Raw genomic sequence first — 17,664 nt, 5'->3', positions numbered from 1 at the left:
CTTTTGCGACATCCAGACCAACTACTGGATTCATAGTTTATCTCCTCCTCATGTAGTGTATTGACCGGTAACCTCTATCTAGCTTGTTATTCATATCTTCGCTTGTTATACGAGATCGTAATGTCCCAACCAGCCTAATCATGTGTTAACAAGTAGAGGGTGAACAGTTTAGTTGTCGGGATCAAGTCCCACGGGTGCTTCCGTTCTACCCCGGCTACTATCAATCTATAAATTGAATGAAAAATAGTCAACCAGATTTCTCTGGCTGACCTTATAATACGAACGGGTGCTTTACTTTAATAAGAACAGGACTTGTGTATATGATGGATTTTCATATTGCAAGTCCTTTTGTTATGCATCTTTAATCGCCCCTGTAGCTTCATTCAAACAACCTGTATCAATGATTCCTCTGCTCTTGATTTAACGTTTATAAGCTGTAAAAAGCTCTGAGAATCGACATGAGGGCAATCCATGTAACCAAGTATCCATTTGAACAAATCTCGATTTCTCTCAATGCTATTCTGTAGGACTTAAAATAGAAAAAGCACAACAATTAATGATGTGCTACCGCAATCTCATCATAACTTGCCTTATAAGCTCACACCTCTGCGTACCAACATTGTAAATATGTTACACCAGTCATACCAACTGATTATTCAGTTATTCAACTAACGGGGCAGTATAGTTAAAGAAGAAGTAGGTATTTTTTTGAATCATATCAAAGCAATTTATTATACATAGGAGGTAATCTTTTGGATAAAAAAACAAGTCTAATTTTAGGATCGTTATTCATTTTAACTAGTGGACTAATTTTTACGATTGAACGCTTAACTGCATATGTTTATTGGTCAGGACAAATAAATACTGGTACCTGGGATACTATTCCACGAACAATGCCATTATCCGATAATCTTTTCACAGTGCTATTTCTCCTTGTTGGAATTGTCTTTATTATTGTGTCTTTTAAGAAGGAAAGGTAATTAAAATAACGGTTGCTTTACTTGAAGATATTGAGCTGTTTTAGACAGCTCTTTTTTCTTATTGTACTAACGGAGCAGGTTAGTAGAAGTAGGAATTAACTTATTATCAATATCACAGAAGGTCGATAATGCAAAAAAATGATTGATCAAGAATAGTATATTATTTACCATAAATGTATTTTTTAAGTAACGGTGAAAATACGTTACTATTATTTAAAGTATAACTTTTAATGGGAAAGGAGTTTTAAAGGTGAAAAAAGAGAGTGATCATTTATATTTCATCGATAATATAAAAATAGCATTAATTATGCTTGTAGTAGCTCACCATGCTGGACAAGCCTATGGGCCAGGTGGTTGGTGGTATTTTTTAGATGATGAATCTATCAACTGGTTAGGCCGGTTTTTCTCTGTAAATGCAGCATTTTTTATGAGTATGTTTTTCTTTTTATCAGCCTATTTTCTCCCTCAATCAATCGCGAGAAAAGGGCCGAAACGGTTTTTAAAAGATCGGCTTATTAGAATTGGTATTCCATTACTACTGGGATTTCTCGTGATAATTCCTATTCTGATGTATTTATATTACATTAATTTCAGAGATTATGAACCCATCTCATTTTTTTCTTACTATGTTAATATATTTTTTGGACTTGGTAGTGAACCCACGAATTGGTCTGGACCATCATGGCCTGATATGCAATTTGGCCACTTATGGTTTTTAGAGCATTTACTTGTGTATGCGGTTCTGTTTTCAATCTGGACCTTCTTTACATCCAAGAAATCCACAAAAAAATTAGATGGAAACATTAAGGTTTATCAGATTCTCTTCCTGTGGTTGATCGTTAGCTTAGTGACTTTCATTACAAGGATATGGTTTCCTATTGATCATTGGACAGCTTTCGTAGGATTTATTCAAACAGAATTTGCACATGTACCACAGTATGTGAGTTTCTTTTGTTTAGGCATTATGGCTTATCATCGGAAATGGTTTTTAACTTTGAGTGCGAGAGTAGGATACATCTGGCTTATTATTGGAGTATTAATAGTAACTATTTTGTATTTTGGAGGGAATACGGTGGATCCTTTTCTTTTAAAGGGTGGACAAAACTTTGGTTCGTTGACTCGATCATTAATTGAGACGTTACTGTGTATTTCGCTTGTAATCGGTCTTCTAATATTATTTAGAGAAAAATTTAACGGCACTAATCGTTGGTCTAAAATGTTATCGAACAATGTATTTGTTGTTTATTTCATCCATGTCCCAGTAGTTGTCTTCCTTCAATATACATTAAATTACCTACCAATATCAGTCTGGATTAAATTCCTTATGACGGCATTTTTAGGAATCATTCTAAGCTTTTTGCTAAGTCATTTTGTATGGCGAAAGATTCCATACCTCAAAAAAATGATGTGAAAGGAAATAATATTTAAATAAATGAAATGTGAAAAATGAAAATGCCAGCATTATTGCTGCCTTTTGTCTTAGTAGGATAATGATGTGTCATAAAAATTATGATACTTGTTCAACTAACGGGGTGCTTTACTTGAGATCATTATTGAGTTGCATAATGCAGCTCTTTTTTCTTTATTGTACTAACGAAGCAGGTTAATGTTAGAAAAGACTGGATGTTCGAGTAAGAAACTAATATAAAAGCCACCAAGTTTTTTTATAGTGGCTAAGGAAAGAATTGTTACCAAACGACGCTTTGGTAGCTTTTCTTCTTCGACTAACGGAGCAGGTTAGTTGAACAAGAGACGTTGAGGTTCTATGTCGCTATTTGACACATATTGTGCAGTACCAGGAAGGGGAATTAAGATGGCCAAAAAAAATTAGAGCTAAAAAAAATCGTTTTTTAAGTGCAGATGTTGTGTATAGCAAACTAGAACAAGAAAGTGATAGTAAAACTCAAGCGAAAGTTATGAATTTCAGTCTAAAGAATGTAGTGAAATAATAATGTTGTAAATATAATAGATTTAATTGTTATATTGTTTTCTAACTTAAATAATCAAAAAGATAGTTATTGGAGAGGACGATTGGGTGAGTAAAAACTTTATTATTTTTGGAGCAAGTCAAGGGCTTGGCGACGCCTTTGTAAAAGGTCTACCTACAGAGGGAGATACAGTATGGATGGTGTCAAGAACACGACCAGAAAGTTTGGATATTAATGATGGTGTAAATCGCAAATGGCTCTCAATAGATTTATCAAATCAACAACAAATCTCTGATTTAAAGGAAACTTTAAAAGACAATGAAATAGATGTATTAATTTATAATGTTGGAGTATGGGAAAAGCATGGTTTCGAGGATGACTATACATTTGACAAGGATGAAATTGGAGATATTTCTAACTTAATCAATATAAATCTAACTTCCACTATTACATATATTCAGGCGCTTCTACCAAACTTAAGACAAGCTAAAAATGGAAAAGTCATTTTAATTGGTTCAACGGCAGGCTTAGATCACACAAATAGTTCACAAGTTTCGTTTGTTGCATCTAAATTCGGTTTGCGGGGCATTACAAATGCACTACGTGAACATTTGAGAGAAGATAAAATCCCTGTCACTTGTATTAATCCAGGGGAAATGGCAGCAGAAGTACCTTATGAAGAAGGTGCAGAAAAGGCAATTGATTTATATGAAGGTACACGTATACCTGTACAAGATATTGTATCTATTGTGCAATGTGTGATTAATCTTTCACCAATTTCATGTGTTAAGGAAATCATTATTCCTTCAATAACAGACTTAAATGCTTGATCGACAAATAAAGAGAACTAAATAGGTTTGAATAAAATCTCTGGTTATCATGTGAGATATAGCTACTTGAAGTTAGTAAAGTTTCCTAATGAAATTGGGGCAATTTCGACTTTTAAAGAGGAAAAAAAGAAATTGACGAAAGATGAAACTGAACTTCTTTTAGAAACGCTTAAAAAATATCGAAAAGAAAAACAGGATTCCGAGTAATAGTCTAATGAAGATTTCGAACATAATGTGCAGTAGAAGAATAGGTCTTTATTCAACTAACGAGGGGCTTGATCATTCCAATGCACATGTTCACCTTGATAATTACTCTGTTCATCTAACCATTTAAATAAGGGAAGCAAGCAATTTAAATAAGATGTTGCAGAGCTTTTATCTACTCTCCCTAAACAATCATGGTAATAGTCTGTTAGTGGTAAAAACGGTTCATTTCCCTTAAATACTAATAGCTGATATTTGCTCTCTATATGTTTTGGACAATATTCATACCAATACAATTAAGCCCCTCCAATCAGAACGTTAATTCTCGTTCAACTGTTTTCCATGTAATTGTAAAATAACAAATATTTCAATGATTTGATATAAAATTTTCCTCAAAATAAAAAATGTACACTACCAAAATTAAATTTAGTAATGTACATTTTCATATTATGTGTAACATTATAAAAAAGTAGTTATGAAATAAATCATCATGTACAATTACTTATCTTTAATGTTACAAAGTAGGACGTTTTCTTTTTTGGATATTATGTTGTCACATTATGATGGTCTCCTTGATTTAGCAGAATAACACCACCAATAATCAGTGTTATTCCGATCGCTGAGTAAAGATTAAAAATATCTCCCCATACAACGATACCCACAATGACTGTTAATGCTGTACCTATGCCAGACCAAATGGCATAGGCAAGGCTTAATGGTAACGTTTTTAAGCATAGGGACAATGAATAAAACGCAATGCCATATCCTACTGCGACAGCTATGGATGGACCTAGAATTGTAAATGCTTCTGAAAACTTAAGCATCGTTGTTGCAATTACCTCGCTGACAATCGATAACGCTAAAAAAAGATAACCTTTCATTACAAATTCCTCCTTAATGTCCGCTTCCGGCAAGGTTAAGAATAACCACACCGACAATAATCAATAGAATACCCATAATTTTTTTTAGATTGAATAATTCCTTATAAAAGACTACACCGATTATCGCCGTTAGTGCCGTTCCTATTCCTGCCCATATCGCATACGCAGTGCCAATTGCTAAAGATTGTAATGTTAGAGAAAAGAAATAAAAAGCCGTTCCATATCCAACCACTACACCAATTGAAGGGAATAATCGTTTAAAGCCATTTGTGAGTTTCAGCATCGAGCTTGCAAAAACTTCTGAGATAATTGAAATGAATAAAAAACCCAAAGCACTCATGTATGTTAGTCCTTCCTTGTCATATGCATTAATTGTTCAAAGACACCTTTTGTTGCTTCATCAGAAATTGGTGCAATATTTAATAACTGCGAATAATACAATCCATCAATCGTTAACCGAATCAAATGAACAACGGATTCCTCCAAGCCATCTTGAAACAACTCGTCTAGTAAACATTCATAAACTGTTGAGATGGATGAATGGTCGTTTTGCATAATTTGAATCGCAATATTTAATGCTGCCCCATTCGCAAGATCTTTTTGAGAAGCTAAAATAAATGCCCTCGTTAATCTCCCTGTCCCTTGCTCAAGACTTGCTAAACGTTCATAGGATTGTATAACCTCGTTCAAAATCGTTTCAGCGATTGCTGTTTGAAGCGCATCCTTCGTATGAAAATGATAAAGTAAACCGCCCTTACTAATGTTCGCACTACTAGCAATTTTATCTAATGTTAAAGTGCTTAAATCATTGTCCTTTAAATATTGAATCGCCGTTTGGATAATATGTGAACGTTTTAAATCTGCTTTTGACATAAAATCGCCCCCTAGAAAAGCATAAAAAACCGTCTGGACGGTCTTTTTTATTTTATAGCTTATATCATACGTCGTCAATTAATTATGGATTTCTTACTTGGCCTTTTCTGCTATTTCCAATCTCTATCCCTTCTATAAATGAAAGTAAACTCTTTAACCTTTCCTAAATAACGTTTTTATTTTTTTCCACAATACACATTTGCTTTTGTATAATATTACAAAGAAAAAAATTACGACTTGAAAGGAATGATAAATAATTGGATTCTTTAAATACATACAGAACAATCTTACAAATGGATCAAAAAGAAATCTCTCATACTACAATTAACTTTTTAGTTGAGAATATTGAAGATGACTTTGAAAAGTTCCGCAGAAAATATAAATTTTTATCAGTTGCAAAAGGATTTTTAAGAAGCTATTATTCACTAAAAGAAATGAAATTGAAAGCAGAAGTATCAATTTTAGAACAATCTGGTGAAAAGGAACCTTTAAAGAAGCTTGAAAGTGATTGGTACTATGCAGATATTATAAATAAACTACAAAATTATTTAATGTTTGAGGATTTCTATCTGATTAAAGAGCATACCAATTATGAATACTTTGTACTAAGTCGAGTTAGTGATGAAATTTTATTAATAGACTATAGCAATTTAGAAAACTTAGAACGCATCTATGTAAATTCATCAATAGAGACTTTTTGTCTTTCACTAGTGGTATATAAACGATACGTCAATAAAATTACGAAATACTATAATAATTTTCGAGATAAAGAGGATATGAAGTTTAGTGATGACATACTAGCAATCCCCATCAATTAAGGGCTAAGTTACAAAAGATTGATCCTACTATACTTCCTTTACATTATTGGGAGAAGAAATGTAATGAATGGGAGGAAAAACTGAAGCTGCTAGAATCGTCCCATCGATAAGGATTAGGTCTAAATGGATGGTAAAAGTAAAATAAGCCCTCTCAAATTGAGAGAGAGCTCCAGACTGTAGACAAGTACTACTCCTGCTAATTTAATCGTAAGACTACTAATATTTCCATTTTGTGAGGTGCTCCGAAAGTATTTCGTTTCCCTTAATTGTAGGCTTACTTGGATGAAAAGGAATAAACAGATACCCTCTAATTTAAGCTGAGTCTTTTTCTATATTAATCAAATATTATAATACTAATTTGCTTCAGCTTGTCCACTCATACTAATGATGAAAAACTGTTGATTTTTCACGGAGAGTGGTGACTCCTGCGGGATGAGCTTGCGCTGAAAGCCCCGCAGGAATGGAGTGACGAGGAGATTGAAGCCAAGCCCGCGGAAAGCACCAACTCGGAGTGAAAATCAACCTTTGCTATTGCTACATTTTGTCTGCTACATTTTGTCGCCAAACTAAAGCCCTCTCAAATCATGAGAGGGCTCCCTGCATTTTATTTCGGTAATGTAAACGTTTCTTTTTTACCTTTTGAAGTATCCTCTGCTCCTTTATTTCGGATAGGACCTAATTCGATGTCAAAGGCTTTATCTTTCCAGATTTTTTCATATTGCTCTTGATCTAATACGAAAACTTGTAATAACTCGCCAGTTTCACCAACTTTAATTACGTCATTATACTTGTAATTTAATAGCATACCTTCGCTTAATGCATATTGCATGCCATCATTGACGGATAATTTCGAAGACATTGAAGATAAGCCAATTTCACTAGTAGCTTTATTTTCTAGCTTAAATTTCACTGTTAATAAAGTGACACCATTCGTGAAATTAGAGAAACGAGGAGCTTCCACCTCATTAGGTGTAAATTTTGTAAACTGATACCCTTCTAGAATAGCATTTACATCCCCTATTTTCTTACTTTCATTGATGTCGCTTTTTTCCTTCAACATCGTCTTTTCACCCATATTGTCCATTGTTACTTTATCTTGATAAAATGATGAATTACTTGCTACTTTCTTCGAACCATCCTTATTTAGAGCAAGATTAAATCTTCCATCTGAACCAAAAGTAGAGCCATAATTTTCTTTTTCAGTAAACGGTTTTGATACCATTACTGCTACTGTACCAAGTTCATTGATTTTTGCTAAATCTGTTTCACCGAATGGATAAGCGATATACCCCGTTACCTCTTCACCCGCTTTTAGCAAATAATCTGTTTTATAGCCTAGTTTTGTAGGTAATTGATCTTCTTCAGGAATTAAATACTTATCATTCGTATAATCTTTAGTTGCACCCGTGAATGTAGCATCTAAAGTAGGCATGTAATACACATCTTTATCCATGTCATTCTTCACTGTATATTTAGCTAAAATGACGCCACCGTTTGTTTGTTCACCAAATGGAATAGTAAAGTCTGTGTGGAAATCTTTTAATTCTACTACTGAATATGCATCAAGCGAAATTGAAACATTCTCCATTTTATGTACTTGTGGTTCATTGTTTTCAAAAAGAACTTTAGTTTTCCCTTGAGTTTCTTTTTCCATATAAGAAATTAAAGAAGTAAAGTCAGCTGATCCTTTAGTTGATTCTTGATCTTTTTTAGGTTCTTCCTTTTGGACTTTATCTTGTCCTTTTTCCTCCTGTGTTTTCTTTGGTTCATCGTCTTTTTTTGTTTCATCCCCGCTTTTTCCACAACCACCTAGAATGATTGAACTTGATAAAATTAGCGAAGACATTAAAAATAAACTCTTTTTCATTTCTTCCTCCAAAATGTGTCTTTAAAATTTTTATGCTCAACTGTAAAAGTAAATTATAAAAGCTATTTTTTGAGCTGATACCCATTTTAATCCATTTTTATCTCCAAAACAACTTGAACTGGAAGAAACTGTACTATTGAAGTAATGACCATCCAAATATTGTTTATTGAATAATTCTATCCTATTTTCAATTATCAATAATTTCCCATATTTGATCTTTTTCGAGGTAGTTCCTTTGAGTAATAATTATTAATGTACTAAAAAAACTTTATTTCTCTAAGTTGTCAGAAAATAAGTATAATATACCCATGAATATAGTCGCGTGTGAAATCACGTATTTTTTCCTTAGCTTAATTACGGCTGCCGCTTCGCTGTACACCATTAGCTCTTTTCAAACTACGTGATAAAGACTAACAAAAAAAGCTAGATAAAAGATAAACATCTCTTTTCTAGCTTCTTGTATTTCATGATTTTCGTCTTACAGCAGTCCTGCTTTTATTAAATATTCGCGTGCCACGTCTTCTATGTTTTGGCCTTCTACATTTACTTGATAATTCATTTCCCGCATCTCATCATCTGTTATTTGATTTGCCAGCTTATTTATGGCTGTTTCAATCTCAGGATATTTCTCTAGCGTTTCTTTCCTTAGTAAAGGAGCTCCTTGATAAGGCGGAAATAGTTGCTGATCATCTGTTAAAACTTGTAGATTATATTGACGTATTTCACTATCCGTTGAATAAGCATCTAAGACATCTATATTTCCTGATTCGATCGCCTGATATCTAAGCTTTGGCTCCATTGTTGTTATGTTAGAAAGGGTAATACCATAACGCTTTTGAATCCCCAAATAACCATCTTCTCGATCATTAAATTCCAATGTGAATCCGGCTTTTATCGTTTCTTGAATAGGCTTAATGTCAGAAATTGTTTGCAAATGATAGGTATCCGCCATTTCCTTTGATACTGCCAATGCATACGTATTGTTATAGTTCATCGGACTAAGCATTACCATACCAAATTTATTCATCATTCCTTCTTTGGCCTGATGATAAACATCCTCCTGATTATTATTTATCGCTTCCTCTTTTAAAAACTCTGAAATTGCCGTTCCAGTAAATTCTGGATAAATATCGATGCTGCCAGATTTAAGTGCATTAAATACAAAGGAAGTCTTGCCAAGTCCAGGTTTTAATTGCACCTTTAAGTCCGTTTCATTTTCAATAAGCAATTTATACATATTAATAAGAATCTCTGGCTCAGAGCCAAGCTTACCTGCAATGACAATTTCTTCTTTCTCTTTGAAGTTTAGCAGCGGGAAGATTATCATTAATAATGCCATTACACTAATAATACTCAATGTTGTCATTGTTTTTTTAAACGACAGTGATTCTAGCTTTTTAAGTAAGAAGTCGAACACTAATGCTAAAATCGCCGCAGGAACAGCCCCTAAAATAATAAGTGCTGCATTATTTCGGTCAATACCAAGCAAAATGATATCCCCTAATCCCCCAGCTCCGATTAATGCTGCTAAAGTTGCCGTTCCGACGATTAATACCATAGCTGTTCTAATTCCCGCCATGATAACAGGCATAGCAAGAGGCAATTCTACTTTCACTAATCGCTTTCGCGTATTCATCCCCATCGCCATCGCTGCCTCTTTTAAAGACGGATCTACTTCGTTTATCCCAGTAAATGTATTACGTAAAATCGGAAGAAGTGCATAAACAACTAAAGCAATAATTGCAGGTACTTTTCCGATGCCAAACAACGGAATCAATAACCCTAATAACGCTAATGAAGGAATCGTTTGTAAAACTGCACTAATCCCAATAATACTTTCTGCTATTTTCTTTTTATTCGTTAAATAGATTCCTAGAGGAATAGCAATCACCACTGCAAAAAATAGTGCAATGAAGGAGATTTGAATATGTTCTAATAAAGATGCCAATAGCTGACCTTTTCGTTCGCTAAACACTGCAAAAAAATTAGCCATTTATATTACCTCTTTCTAAGGAATCTTGCGCTAAATACTGAAGCATGGATGCTCTTGTGACAACACCTATTATTTTCCCGTCATCTTCCACACCTAAACATTCATCATGAGTTAATTTTTGAAGAATGGTATATAAAGAATCTTTGGAAGAAATGGTGTTCTCTCGATTTCTTTGATTACCCTCATCAGCAATTGGTTCAATTACAGCTTGGATATGGAAAGTATTTATCCCATACTCTTTTATCCCAACAAATTCTCGAACAAAATCATTCACAGGGTTTTCTATGATTTCATGAGGAGTACCAATCTGTACAATCTCTCCATCCTTCATTACACATATTCGATCACCTAATTTTAAGGCCTCTTGCATATCATGCGAAACAAAAACAATTGTTTTTTGTATCGTTTGCTGAAGCTCCAGAAGATCATCTTGTAATTTTGTGCGGCTAATCGGATCTAAAGCACTAAAAGGCTCATCCATTAAAATGATTTCGGGATCAGCTGCTAATGCACGAACAACACCGACCCTTTGTTGCTCACCACCAGAAAGCTCTGTTGGCTTGCGTTGACTATATTTATCTGGTTCAAGTCCAACCATATTCAGTAACTCCCGAACTCGTTGCTGAATTTGCGGTTTACTCCATTTCTTCAATTCAGGCACAACAGCTATATTTTCTTCAATCGTCATATGAGGAAAAAGCGCAATTTGTTGAAGGACATAGCCGATATTCCATCGCAATTCATGAATGTTGTAATCACTAATTCTTTTACCGTTAATTCGAATGGTTCCTTCTGTTAAATGAATTAATCGATTAATCATCTTTAATAATGTTGTTTTTCCACAACCACTAGGTCCAATAAGAACCAAAAATTCTCCCTTGTGGATCTCTAAATTAATAGCTTTCACAGCGACTTGGTCATTTACATATTTTTTTGTGACATTTTCAAATGCTATCATTGTATAAGCTCCTTTTTTATAGAGACATCGTATTACATCTATATAATTCACCAACTAAAGTCATTATTCCCGCCAATTAACTGCCTAGCCTCTTCTTTCAAAAGAAAATCCATAATGACTGTCTCAAAATCATTATGGATTTTTTTTTAAGATTTTATTTCATTCTAAAAACCTCACCTTTAGGTACAAAAGGAAGTTTTGCACCTTGAGGGACGACAAATGCATGCTCTCTTTTAATAGATAATCGATCACATTCCCCATCCGTAATGATAAGAATCGGTCCTTTTTTCGGGAAATCATGAGCTTCTTCAATCAAACGTATTCCAGGCTGTAACACGGTTCCACCTCTACCTCTGACTTTCACTTTTGTCATAAGCTCTTCAGGAGGCAAGTATCCAGCATCATAAGCGATAGCATCACAAAATATTACTCGAACTAACGGAACATCTCTGGCAATGCTATAGCTCGCAATTGTTCCTAGTGCTTTTCCTAATAATACACGATCCATCGAACCAGAAGTATCAATGATTACCGCAAAAGTACGTCCGTCCTCTTCCCCACTTTGTTGAATCCATCTTGGCCTTGCAATATCAGGTGTTGAAGCTTGTCTTCTACTTGGACGCGCGTAGGTTCTAATTTTTTCTAAAGGCTGAAACATACGATCAAACCATTTCGCCAATTCTACATCCCATGCAATAGGTGGTTGGGAAAGACTTCGAATTTCTTCAATTAAACCTTGAGGTAGATATCCTCGTTCTTGAGAAATATGATAGCTTAATCCTTGACTTAAGGCTCTTCTATAAAAGGTATCAAGGTCAATTCCTACTTTTCCTTGCCAAAAGTCTGTTTTTTTTGTTTCAATGAGATCCACTGCCCCTTGCCCTCTAAAGGTGCGTAATTTTCGATACATCCTGATGTCCGTCACAATTCGATCGTAGATGGATTCTGTGGATAACCCTTTTAACTCTGGATCATATAAGCCTCCAATTTCTGGCATGTCTCCAATTTTCATTTCAATAAGCCAGCCATTGATGACATAATCACAAGCAACATTCCACAAATATGGGTCACGCCCTTGTCTTCGAGTAGCATGGCTTAAACCCGCATGAAGAAGTTCGTGGGCTATTAAAAATCTCATTTCTTCATCCGTCATAAGTACCGAGGAATTAATATAAATTTCCTTTGTATCAACCGAAATGGCTGCAACAGAAATATCCATTCTTGTACAGACAAGTGGATCGTCAATAATGTTAAAATCAGAAGCAAGCGCACCAAAAAGTGGATATGAGCTCATAAACCAAGCTTTAGCCTTCTCTGCTTGTGTTTTAATGGCAGAGCCAGAAAGAGAGCTATCTACCCCTCCGGCTACTCGAATGGCACTTTGAACTGCTCTTGATAATCCTTCTGCAAATAATACAGGGAACTCTCTTTTGCTATATCCTCCAAAGTAGTATCTGTCTTTATCATTAGAAATAAAAAAATCAGCTTCTCCTGGTGATGTGCTATAATTCTTTAAATGTTCTGGAACTCCATCTCTTGTAAATCTTTCATATAATTTCTCTTCATTGGCGAAAGATTCAAAAATAGGTTCATTCATTTCTCGTGGTGCTTGCCCAAATTTTAATTCTGCAAGAAATTTTGTAATGTAACAATCACAGGCAATATTCCAAAGATCTTGATGCTCTTTTGGTTGTTTATGGTTTAAGCCTAAATGCAATAAGCAATGTGCTATAACATAAGCCCATTCATCCGGCTGGCCATTTTTCTCATTATTAATATATATATTGCCAGAGCTTGTTACATACGCCCAATCTTTTAATGGCATTTCTTCATATTGAATATAAACTTCTTCAAATAAAGCTTCAAACAAAGGATGTTTGCTTACGATCTCTTGTCCTCGTGCAATATTTTTTTCATTTTTATGTTCAGTATTCGATTTACTCTTTTTTTTCGCCATTTGCTAATCACCCTTTTTAGCTACTAAACGTGGTAAATCTCTTATAACCTCAAGCATAAACCATGCAGGTAATACCTCACCTTTTTGCTCAGAGACAACCATTTGAGCTATTTCTAGACTTATTGAGGATAATTCTTTAATGAGATCCTTGGAACGGAATGCCAGTTCTCTTTGATTGCCCTTCAGCATTGTATTTTCTTTAGGGAGTTCCTTTATAAGCTGTGCCCGGAAGGATTGGGCCATAAAATATAACAGATCTCTTTCTTCAGGTTGGTCTGGCCAACGCAACTCACCATTCATTATTTTAGCTAAATCGTATTTACTTTGAACTTGTTTAATAAATGCTTTAAACTGGCCCGCAACATGTGGAGAAAGGCAACTACTTGCTAGTATCTCGACATCTTTTTCTTGTAGGCTCTTACCATATGCATATAAGCAATCACTGAGCATATGCCAAGATCGTGGTGTTGAAAAAGGCTCCTCGGTTTTAGGGGGCTCGCTCCACAAATGGTCGGGGCGCATCTGAATATATTCGATGACATACGGATGAATTTCATGTTCATATGCCCATTCAAGCCAATCTTTATGAGATGCTCTTAGCTGTACGTGAACCATACGGTTGATTAAAGCTGAAGACATCGGCTTTACGATGGCACTATCTTGTGCCCGGTTTCCTGCACCAATCACAATTGTTCCCTCTGGCAGTATAAATTCTCCGATTCTTCGATCATGAATTAAACTATAAAAGGCTTTTTGAACCTCTTGAGAGCAAGCATTTAATTCATCTAAAAATAAACAATATGGTTCATTCCGTGCAATCATTTTTGGCGGACAAAATACGCTGTAACCGTCCTTTATTTGAGGCACACCAATAATATCTTCTGGCGCAAGTTGACTGCCTAATAAAGAAACACAATTCATGCCTAATTCTGCTGCAAAATTTTCTACAATCGCTGACTTTCCAATACCAGGAGCTCCCCAAATAAAAACTGGTCTAACCGGCGCGATATTTAATAGAAAATCGTATAATTGTTTTTGAGTAACGTTAAAAATAGTATTCAATAAAGACTTCCTTTCAAGATTTATAGCTTATGAAAGGTTAATAATATCATTTTTTATTTTTTCATGGAACTATTGTAAACTTCTTCTCATTTCAAAAATAGCTGGTAATTGAGGAACTAAACGAATGCTTTTTTCGTTCTATTAATGATGTATTCTATTAAAGGAAACACTACTTTATTTCTATTAATGATTCTGTAATAATTAGAAATATATGAACTTTGTAATTGAGAAGAAAGGAGGGAGATGTGGTAATCTACCAACATCAATGAATCATGAAATACTTCATAAATTTTTTCAAAGGTCTTCTGATTACTGTCATTGTTATCTGTATTTCGTTTTTTATGGTGACGCAGTTTTTCAATACTCATGAAACTGAAGAACCTGTAGTTGTCGATAATAGTCCTAGTGTAGAAGAGTTTATTGGCGCTATTGCTGAAATAGCTCGGAAACAAGGTGCTGAAAATGACTTGTATGCATCAATTATCATTGCGCAAGCCGTATTAGAAAGTGAATATGGACAAAGTGGTCTTGGATCCGCTCCAAATAACAATTTATTTGGTATGAAAGGTAGTTACCAAAATAACTCCGTAACATTGGAAACATCTGAGGATGATGGTTCAGGTAATATGACAAGGGTGATGGCTGCATTTCGCAAATACCCTTCCTATGAAGCTTCCATACAAGATTATGTGAAATTAATGCGTAATGGGGTTTCATGGGATAAAAATTTCTATGCAGGGGTTTTTAAAAGCAATGCGAAATCCTATACAAATGCTACGAAGTTTTTAACAGGCTCCTATGCCACAGATTCACAATACGATGAAAAGCTTAATGCAGTGATAGCAAAGTATGATTTACAACAGTATGACAGCCCTGTCAAAGATAAAAAAACAATTACCGTAGCTGATGGTGACTCTCTTATGCATATTGCAGAGGCTCATAATGTTAAAGTTACGTCCATTAAACAATGGAATCAGCTTCGATCTGATAGACTTGAAGCTGGTCAACAATTAAATATATATAAATATTAATGTAAAAAATCTCCATGCACAATTTTTGACATGGAGATTTTTTCTTTTACTAACTTATTAATTTGTGAATGACTGTTTCTATGTCAAAGACTCGTTTATTCAAAACGTAAGTTCTACCTTCTACCTGCTGAGCAATTTTTTCAGTAAACTCACCTAAATTTTCGATAATATTTTTCTGAAGCTCTACTTGTCCAATTTTAAGTTCATGCACATCATCCTTAAGTACGTGTACATCACTTTTAAGTTCATTCACATCATTTTCAATTTTATCTAAGCGCTGTTCAATACCGTCAAATCTTTGGTCAATAGTCTCAAAATGTTTGTCAATTCCATCTAGTCGTTGGTCAATTCCGTCAAATCTTTGATCAATAGTCTCAAAACGTTGGTCCATTCCATCTAGACTTTGGTCAATTCCGTCAAATCTTTGATCAATAGTCTCAAAACGTTGGTCCATTCCATCTAGACTTTGGTCAATTCCGTCAAGTCGCTTATGAACTGGTGTCAATTCTTCTTTTAATACGGAACGTAACAACTCTTTTAACTCTAGATTCAATTCACAACCTCCTATCCTTCAAATTTTGATTTCATTATAGCATAATGCAAGTAGGTTATCTCTATCAATAATTTCCCGATTCATCTCAAAAATTGAAAAAGAGAAGCTAATTCAAGCTTCTCTCAATTTTTTATTTAAATAAGCTTCCAACAGCGGTAATAGATATCGCCAAATCTTTTCGATATTGCTGATGCTGATCGTCCAGACTGTTTATATTAACCTCGTTCCCATCAAGCGAAGAATGTACATAAAGATTGTCGCCTATATATAAAGCAATATGTCCTGGAAAGTATAATAAATCTCCCTTTTGTATGTGCTCTAGAGATATTTCCTTGATAGGAAAACCTTCAACGATTTTGGCATCGCGATAAATATATACCCCGTTTAGCATATATGCCATTGAACATAGACCTGAGCAATCGATACCTAGTGGCGATTTTCCTCCCCAGCGATAGGGTGTTGCTAAATAGCTAAGCGCTGTTTGGACAACATTCTCTCGTAATTGTTGCTCAGATAAGCTGTTTTCTGAAATTTTTTCTTGTAGCCATTGCCTACGTACATAGCCGATCTCACCAGCCACTAATTGCACTGCTGTCCATTCAGGATCTAGCTCGTCAATAGCAATCGAACAGATGATTGAGCCTTTAACGAGCGTCATCGTTTTCGTACTCTGAATTCGAGGCTGCTGCAAAACATCTGCGAAGCTTTGGTTAATAAAATGGTTTGCCTTTTGTAGCCAAGTGTCCGTTTTTGCTTCATCAACTTTTAAGTTATCTTTCTGACAATAACCTTCATAGCGATAAGCGGTTTTTATACGTACCCAGATTTCATCTATTTCTTCTATGATTTGAACCGTCATTCCGTATAGTACCTCATCCACTAATTCTGAGGATTCATCTGGCTTTGCATGTAAATTTGCAATCATTGACGTCACAATGGCATTCATTCTATCATCTCCTTCCGCTTCACCAAGTAATCGTAAACAACTTTGGAAAGACGACCAATTAGCTGCATGGCATGATCATTGTTAATAACTTCAGTTACGAAAACACCAATGATATAATCACCAGAGCTGCTGTACACAATCCCAACATCATGATCTACCGTATCAAGACCACCTGTTTTATGAGCAAGCTTCACATCATCTACTAAATAACGCTTTAGTGATTCGTGTACACGTTGACGACTTAAAATCTCTAACGTTAGTTCACTAAATGCTGATGATAACAAGTCCCTGCGATAAATCCGTGAAAATAGCAGTGCCATATCACTTGCCGTCGTAGTATTATCAAAGCCTTTTGCAAGCCTCTCAAAACCCATCATCTTTCGTTGAATTATTGTTTGCAGTAATCCAATTTGACGAAAATATTGATTGAGTGCCTCCATCCCTAGAAAATCGATTAGTACATTTGTTGCTGTATTATCACTCGTAATAATCATCCATACTAAAAGCTCATAGATGGTACATTGCTCTAGGCGTTGCTCACTAATAACACTAAAATCCACCCATTCTTCTGGTGCTATCTTAATCTCCTGCTCTAATGATAGGTTGTTGCTTTCTACATAATTCAGAACAGCAAGCAGTATAGGCACCTTAATTAAGCTAGCACTGGAAAACGTGTCTTCTAGCTTTTCACTTATGAAAAATTGCTCAGTCTTACAATCTTTCACAAACATATGCACTTTATAAGGTGCATTTTGAAGAATATCTGTTATCGTTTGCTTCATA

The 17,664-nt window shown here is 34.9% G+C and carries 18 protein-coding genes; 6 read left to right on the top strand and 12 right to left on the bottom strand.

Translation table 11 applies throughout. From position 1 onward, the window contains the following. The first annotated feature begins 752 nt into the window (after positions 1–752). The 4 genes from ACIQLB_RS20120 (at position 753) to ACIQLB_RS20105 (ending at position 3,945) form a co-directional block, all read left to right on the top strand. Positions 753–980, top strand: a complete 228-nt coding sequence (locus ACIQLB_RS20120) for a hypothetical protein (protein ID WP_400729893.1) — start codon at positions 753–755, stop codon at positions 978–980. 250 nt (positions 981–1,230) lie between these two features. Further along, positions 1,231–2,391: an acyltransferase family protein gene (locus ACIQLB_RS20115; RefSeq protein WP_400729890.1), complete on the top strand. Its 1,161-nt coding sequence runs from the start codon at positions 1,231–1,233 to the stop codon at positions 2,389–2,391. Positions 2,392–3,015: 624 nt separating this feature from the next. Continuing rightward, on the top strand, positions 3,016–3,738 hold the full coding sequence (locus ACIQLB_RS20110) for an SDR family NAD(P)-dependent oxidoreductase (protein WP_400729887.1): 723 nt from the start codon (positions 3,016–3,018) through the stop codon (positions 3,736–3,738). 66 nt (positions 3,739–3,804) lie between these two features. Then, entirely contained in the window at positions 3,805–3,945 is a 141-nt protein-coding gene (locus ACIQLB_RS20105; protein ID WP_400729884.1) for a hypothetical protein, read from the top strand. 56 nt (positions 3,946–4,001) lie between these two features. On the opposite strand, the gene ACIQLB_RS20100 is transcribed toward ACIQLB_RS20105, so the two are convergent. The 4 genes from ACIQLB_RS20100 to ACIQLB_RS20085 all read right to left on the bottom strand — a co-directional run bounded on the left by ACIQLB_RS20100 (position 4,002) and on the right by ACIQLB_RS20085 (position 5,696). After that, complete coding sequence (locus ACIQLB_RS20100; protein WP_400729881.1) at positions 4,002–4,238, bottom strand: hypothetical protein; 237 nt, start codon at positions 4,236–4,238, stop codon at positions 4,002–4,004. A gap of 249 nt (positions 4,239–4,487) precedes the next feature. Beyond that, on the bottom strand, positions 4,488–4,823 hold the full coding sequence (locus ACIQLB_RS20095) for a DMT family transporter (protein ID WP_400729878.1): 336 nt from the start codon (positions 4,821–4,823) through the stop codon (positions 4,488–4,490). A gap of 13 nt (positions 4,824–4,836) precedes the next feature. Beyond that, complete coding sequence (locus tag ACIQLB_RS20090) at positions 4,837–5,163, bottom strand: DMT family transporter (protein ID WP_400729875.1); 327 nt, start codon at positions 5,161–5,163, stop codon at positions 4,837–4,839. A 5-nt stretch (positions 5,164–5,168) separates the two neighbouring features. After that, the gene (locus ACIQLB_RS20085; protein WP_400729873.1) at positions 5,169–5,696 is read right to left on the bottom strand and encodes a TetR/AcrR family transcriptional regulator; all 528 of its coding nucleotides are present in this window, start codon (positions 5,694–5,696) and stop codon (positions 5,169–5,171) included. A 257-nt stretch (positions 5,697–5,953) separates the two neighbouring features. Between ACIQLB_RS20085 and ACIQLB_RS20080 the strand changes: the two genes are divergently transcribed. Then, entirely contained in the window at positions 5,954–6,514 is a 561-nt protein-coding gene (locus ACIQLB_RS20080; RefSeq protein WP_400729870.1) for a hypothetical protein, read from the top strand. A 604-nt stretch (positions 6,515–7,118) separates the two neighbouring features. On the opposite strand, the gene ACIQLB_RS20075 is transcribed toward ACIQLB_RS20080, so the two are convergent. The 5 genes from ACIQLB_RS20075 to ACIQLB_RS20055 form a co-directional block, all read right to left on the bottom strand. Further along, positions 7,119–8,381, bottom strand: a complete 1,263-nt coding sequence (locus ACIQLB_RS20075; RefSeq protein WP_400729867.1) for a DUF5068 domain-containing protein — start codon at positions 8,379–8,381, stop codon at positions 7,119–7,121. 478 nt (positions 8,382–8,859) lie between these two features. Beyond that, positions 8,860–10,374, bottom strand: a complete 1,515-nt coding sequence (locus ACIQLB_RS20070) for an ABC transporter permease/substrate-binding protein (protein ID WP_400729864.1) — start codon at positions 10,372–10,374, stop codon at positions 8,860–8,862. Beyond that, positions 10,367–11,332, bottom strand: a complete 966-nt coding sequence (locus tag ACIQLB_RS20065) for an ABC transporter ATP-binding protein (protein WP_400729861.1) — start codon at positions 11,330–11,332, stop codon at positions 10,367–10,369. Before ACIQLB_RS20065 ends, ACIQLB_RS20070 begins: the two co-directional genes overlap by 8 nt. Positions 11,333–11,486: 154 nt before the next feature. Beyond that, a complete protein-coding gene (locus tag ACIQLB_RS20060) occupies positions 11,487–13,289 on the bottom strand; it encodes a DUF2201 family putative metallopeptidase (RefSeq protein WP_400729858.1) in 1,803 nt (600 codons plus the stop codon). Between the two features lie 3 nt (positions 13,290–13,292). Then, positions 13,293–14,351 carry an AAA family ATPase gene (locus ACIQLB_RS20055; RefSeq protein WP_400729855.1) on the bottom strand — a complete coding sequence of 353 codons (1,059 nt, stop codon included), beginning with the start codon at positions 14,349–14,351 and terminating at the stop codon, positions 13,293–13,295. 272 nt (positions 14,352–14,623) lie between these two features. Here ACIQLB_RS20055 and ACIQLB_RS20050 point away from each other — a divergent pair, with 272 nt between their 5' ends. Then, the gene (locus ACIQLB_RS20050) at positions 14,624–15,382 is read left to right on the top strand and encodes a glucosaminidase domain-containing protein (protein ID WP_400729852.1); all 759 of its coding nucleotides are present in this window, start codon (positions 14,624–14,626) and stop codon (positions 15,380–15,382) included. Positions 15,383–15,431: 49 nt separating this feature from the next. Here the strand turns inward: ACIQLB_RS20050 and ACIQLB_RS20045 are convergent, their stop codons facing one another. From ACIQLB_RS20045 to ACIQLB_RS20035, 3 genes are all read right to left on the bottom strand, one after another. Beyond that, positions 15,432–15,935: a hypothetical protein gene (locus tag ACIQLB_RS20045; protein ID WP_400729849.1), complete on the bottom strand. Its 504-nt coding sequence runs from the start codon at positions 15,933–15,935 to the stop codon at positions 15,432–15,434. A 130-nt stretch (positions 15,936–16,065) separates the two neighbouring features. Further along, entirely contained in the window at positions 16,066–16,881 is an 816-nt protein-coding gene (locus ACIQLB_RS20040; protein ID WP_400729846.1) for a C40 family peptidase, read from the bottom strand. After that, the gene (locus ACIQLB_RS20035) at positions 16,878–17,663 is read right to left on the bottom strand and encodes a serine hydrolase (RefSeq protein WP_400729843.1); all 786 of its coding nucleotides are present in this window, start codon (positions 17,661–17,663) and stop codon (positions 16,878–16,880) included. Before ACIQLB_RS20035 ends, ACIQLB_RS20040 begins: the two co-directional genes overlap by 4 nt. Position 17,664 lies beyond the last annotated feature (1 nt).

Source organism: Lysinibacillus sp. NPDC092081 (genome assembly GCF_044755845.1).
GTDB lineage: Bacteria > Bacillota > Bacilli > Bacillales_A > Planococcaceae > Lysinibacillus.
This window is presented reverse-complemented; position numbering and strand designations above follow the sequence as displayed.

Bases quoted from the DNA above. Each gene is read 5' to 3' on its own strand.
- ACIQLB_RS20095 (WP_400729878.1), bottom strand. From the start codon at position 4,823: ATGAAAGGTTATCTTTTTTTAGCGTTATCGATTGTCAGCGAGGTAATT.
- ACIQLB_RS20090 (WP_400729875.1), bottom strand. From the start codon at position 5,163: ATGAGTGCTTTGGGTTTTTTATTCATTTCAATTATCTCAGAAGTTTTT.
- ACIQLB_RS20085 (WP_400729873.1), bottom strand. From the start codon at position 5,696: ATGTCAAAAGCAGATTTAAAACGTTCACATATTATCCAAACGGCGATT.
- ACIQLB_RS20075 (WP_400729867.1), bottom strand. From the start codon at position 8,381: ATGAAAAAGAGTTTATTTTTAATGTCTTCGCTAATTTTATCAAGTTCA.
- ACIQLB_RS20070 (WP_400729864.1), bottom strand. From the start codon at position 10,374: ATGGCTAATTTTTTTGCAGTGTTTAGCGAACGAAAAGGTCAGCTATTG.
- ACIQLB_RS20065 (WP_400729861.1), bottom strand. From the start codon at position 11,332: ATGATAGCATTTGAAAATGTCACAAAAAAATATGTAAATGACCAAGTC.
- ACIQLB_RS20060 (WP_400729858.1), bottom strand. From the start codon at position 13,289: ATGGCGAAAAAAAAGAGTAAATCGAATACTGAACATAAAAATGAAAAA.
- ACIQLB_RS20050 (WP_400729852.1), top strand. From the start codon at position 14,624: ATGAAATACTTCATAAATTTTTTCAAAGGTCTTCTGATTACTGTCATT.
- ACIQLB_RS20040 (WP_400729846.1), bottom strand. From the start codon at position 16,881: ATGAATGCCATTGTGACGTCAATGATTGCAAATTTACATGCAAAGCCA.
- ACIQLB_RS20035 (WP_400729843.1), bottom strand. From the start codon at position 17,663: ATGAAGCAAACGATAACAGATATTCTTCAAAATGCACCTTATAAAGTG.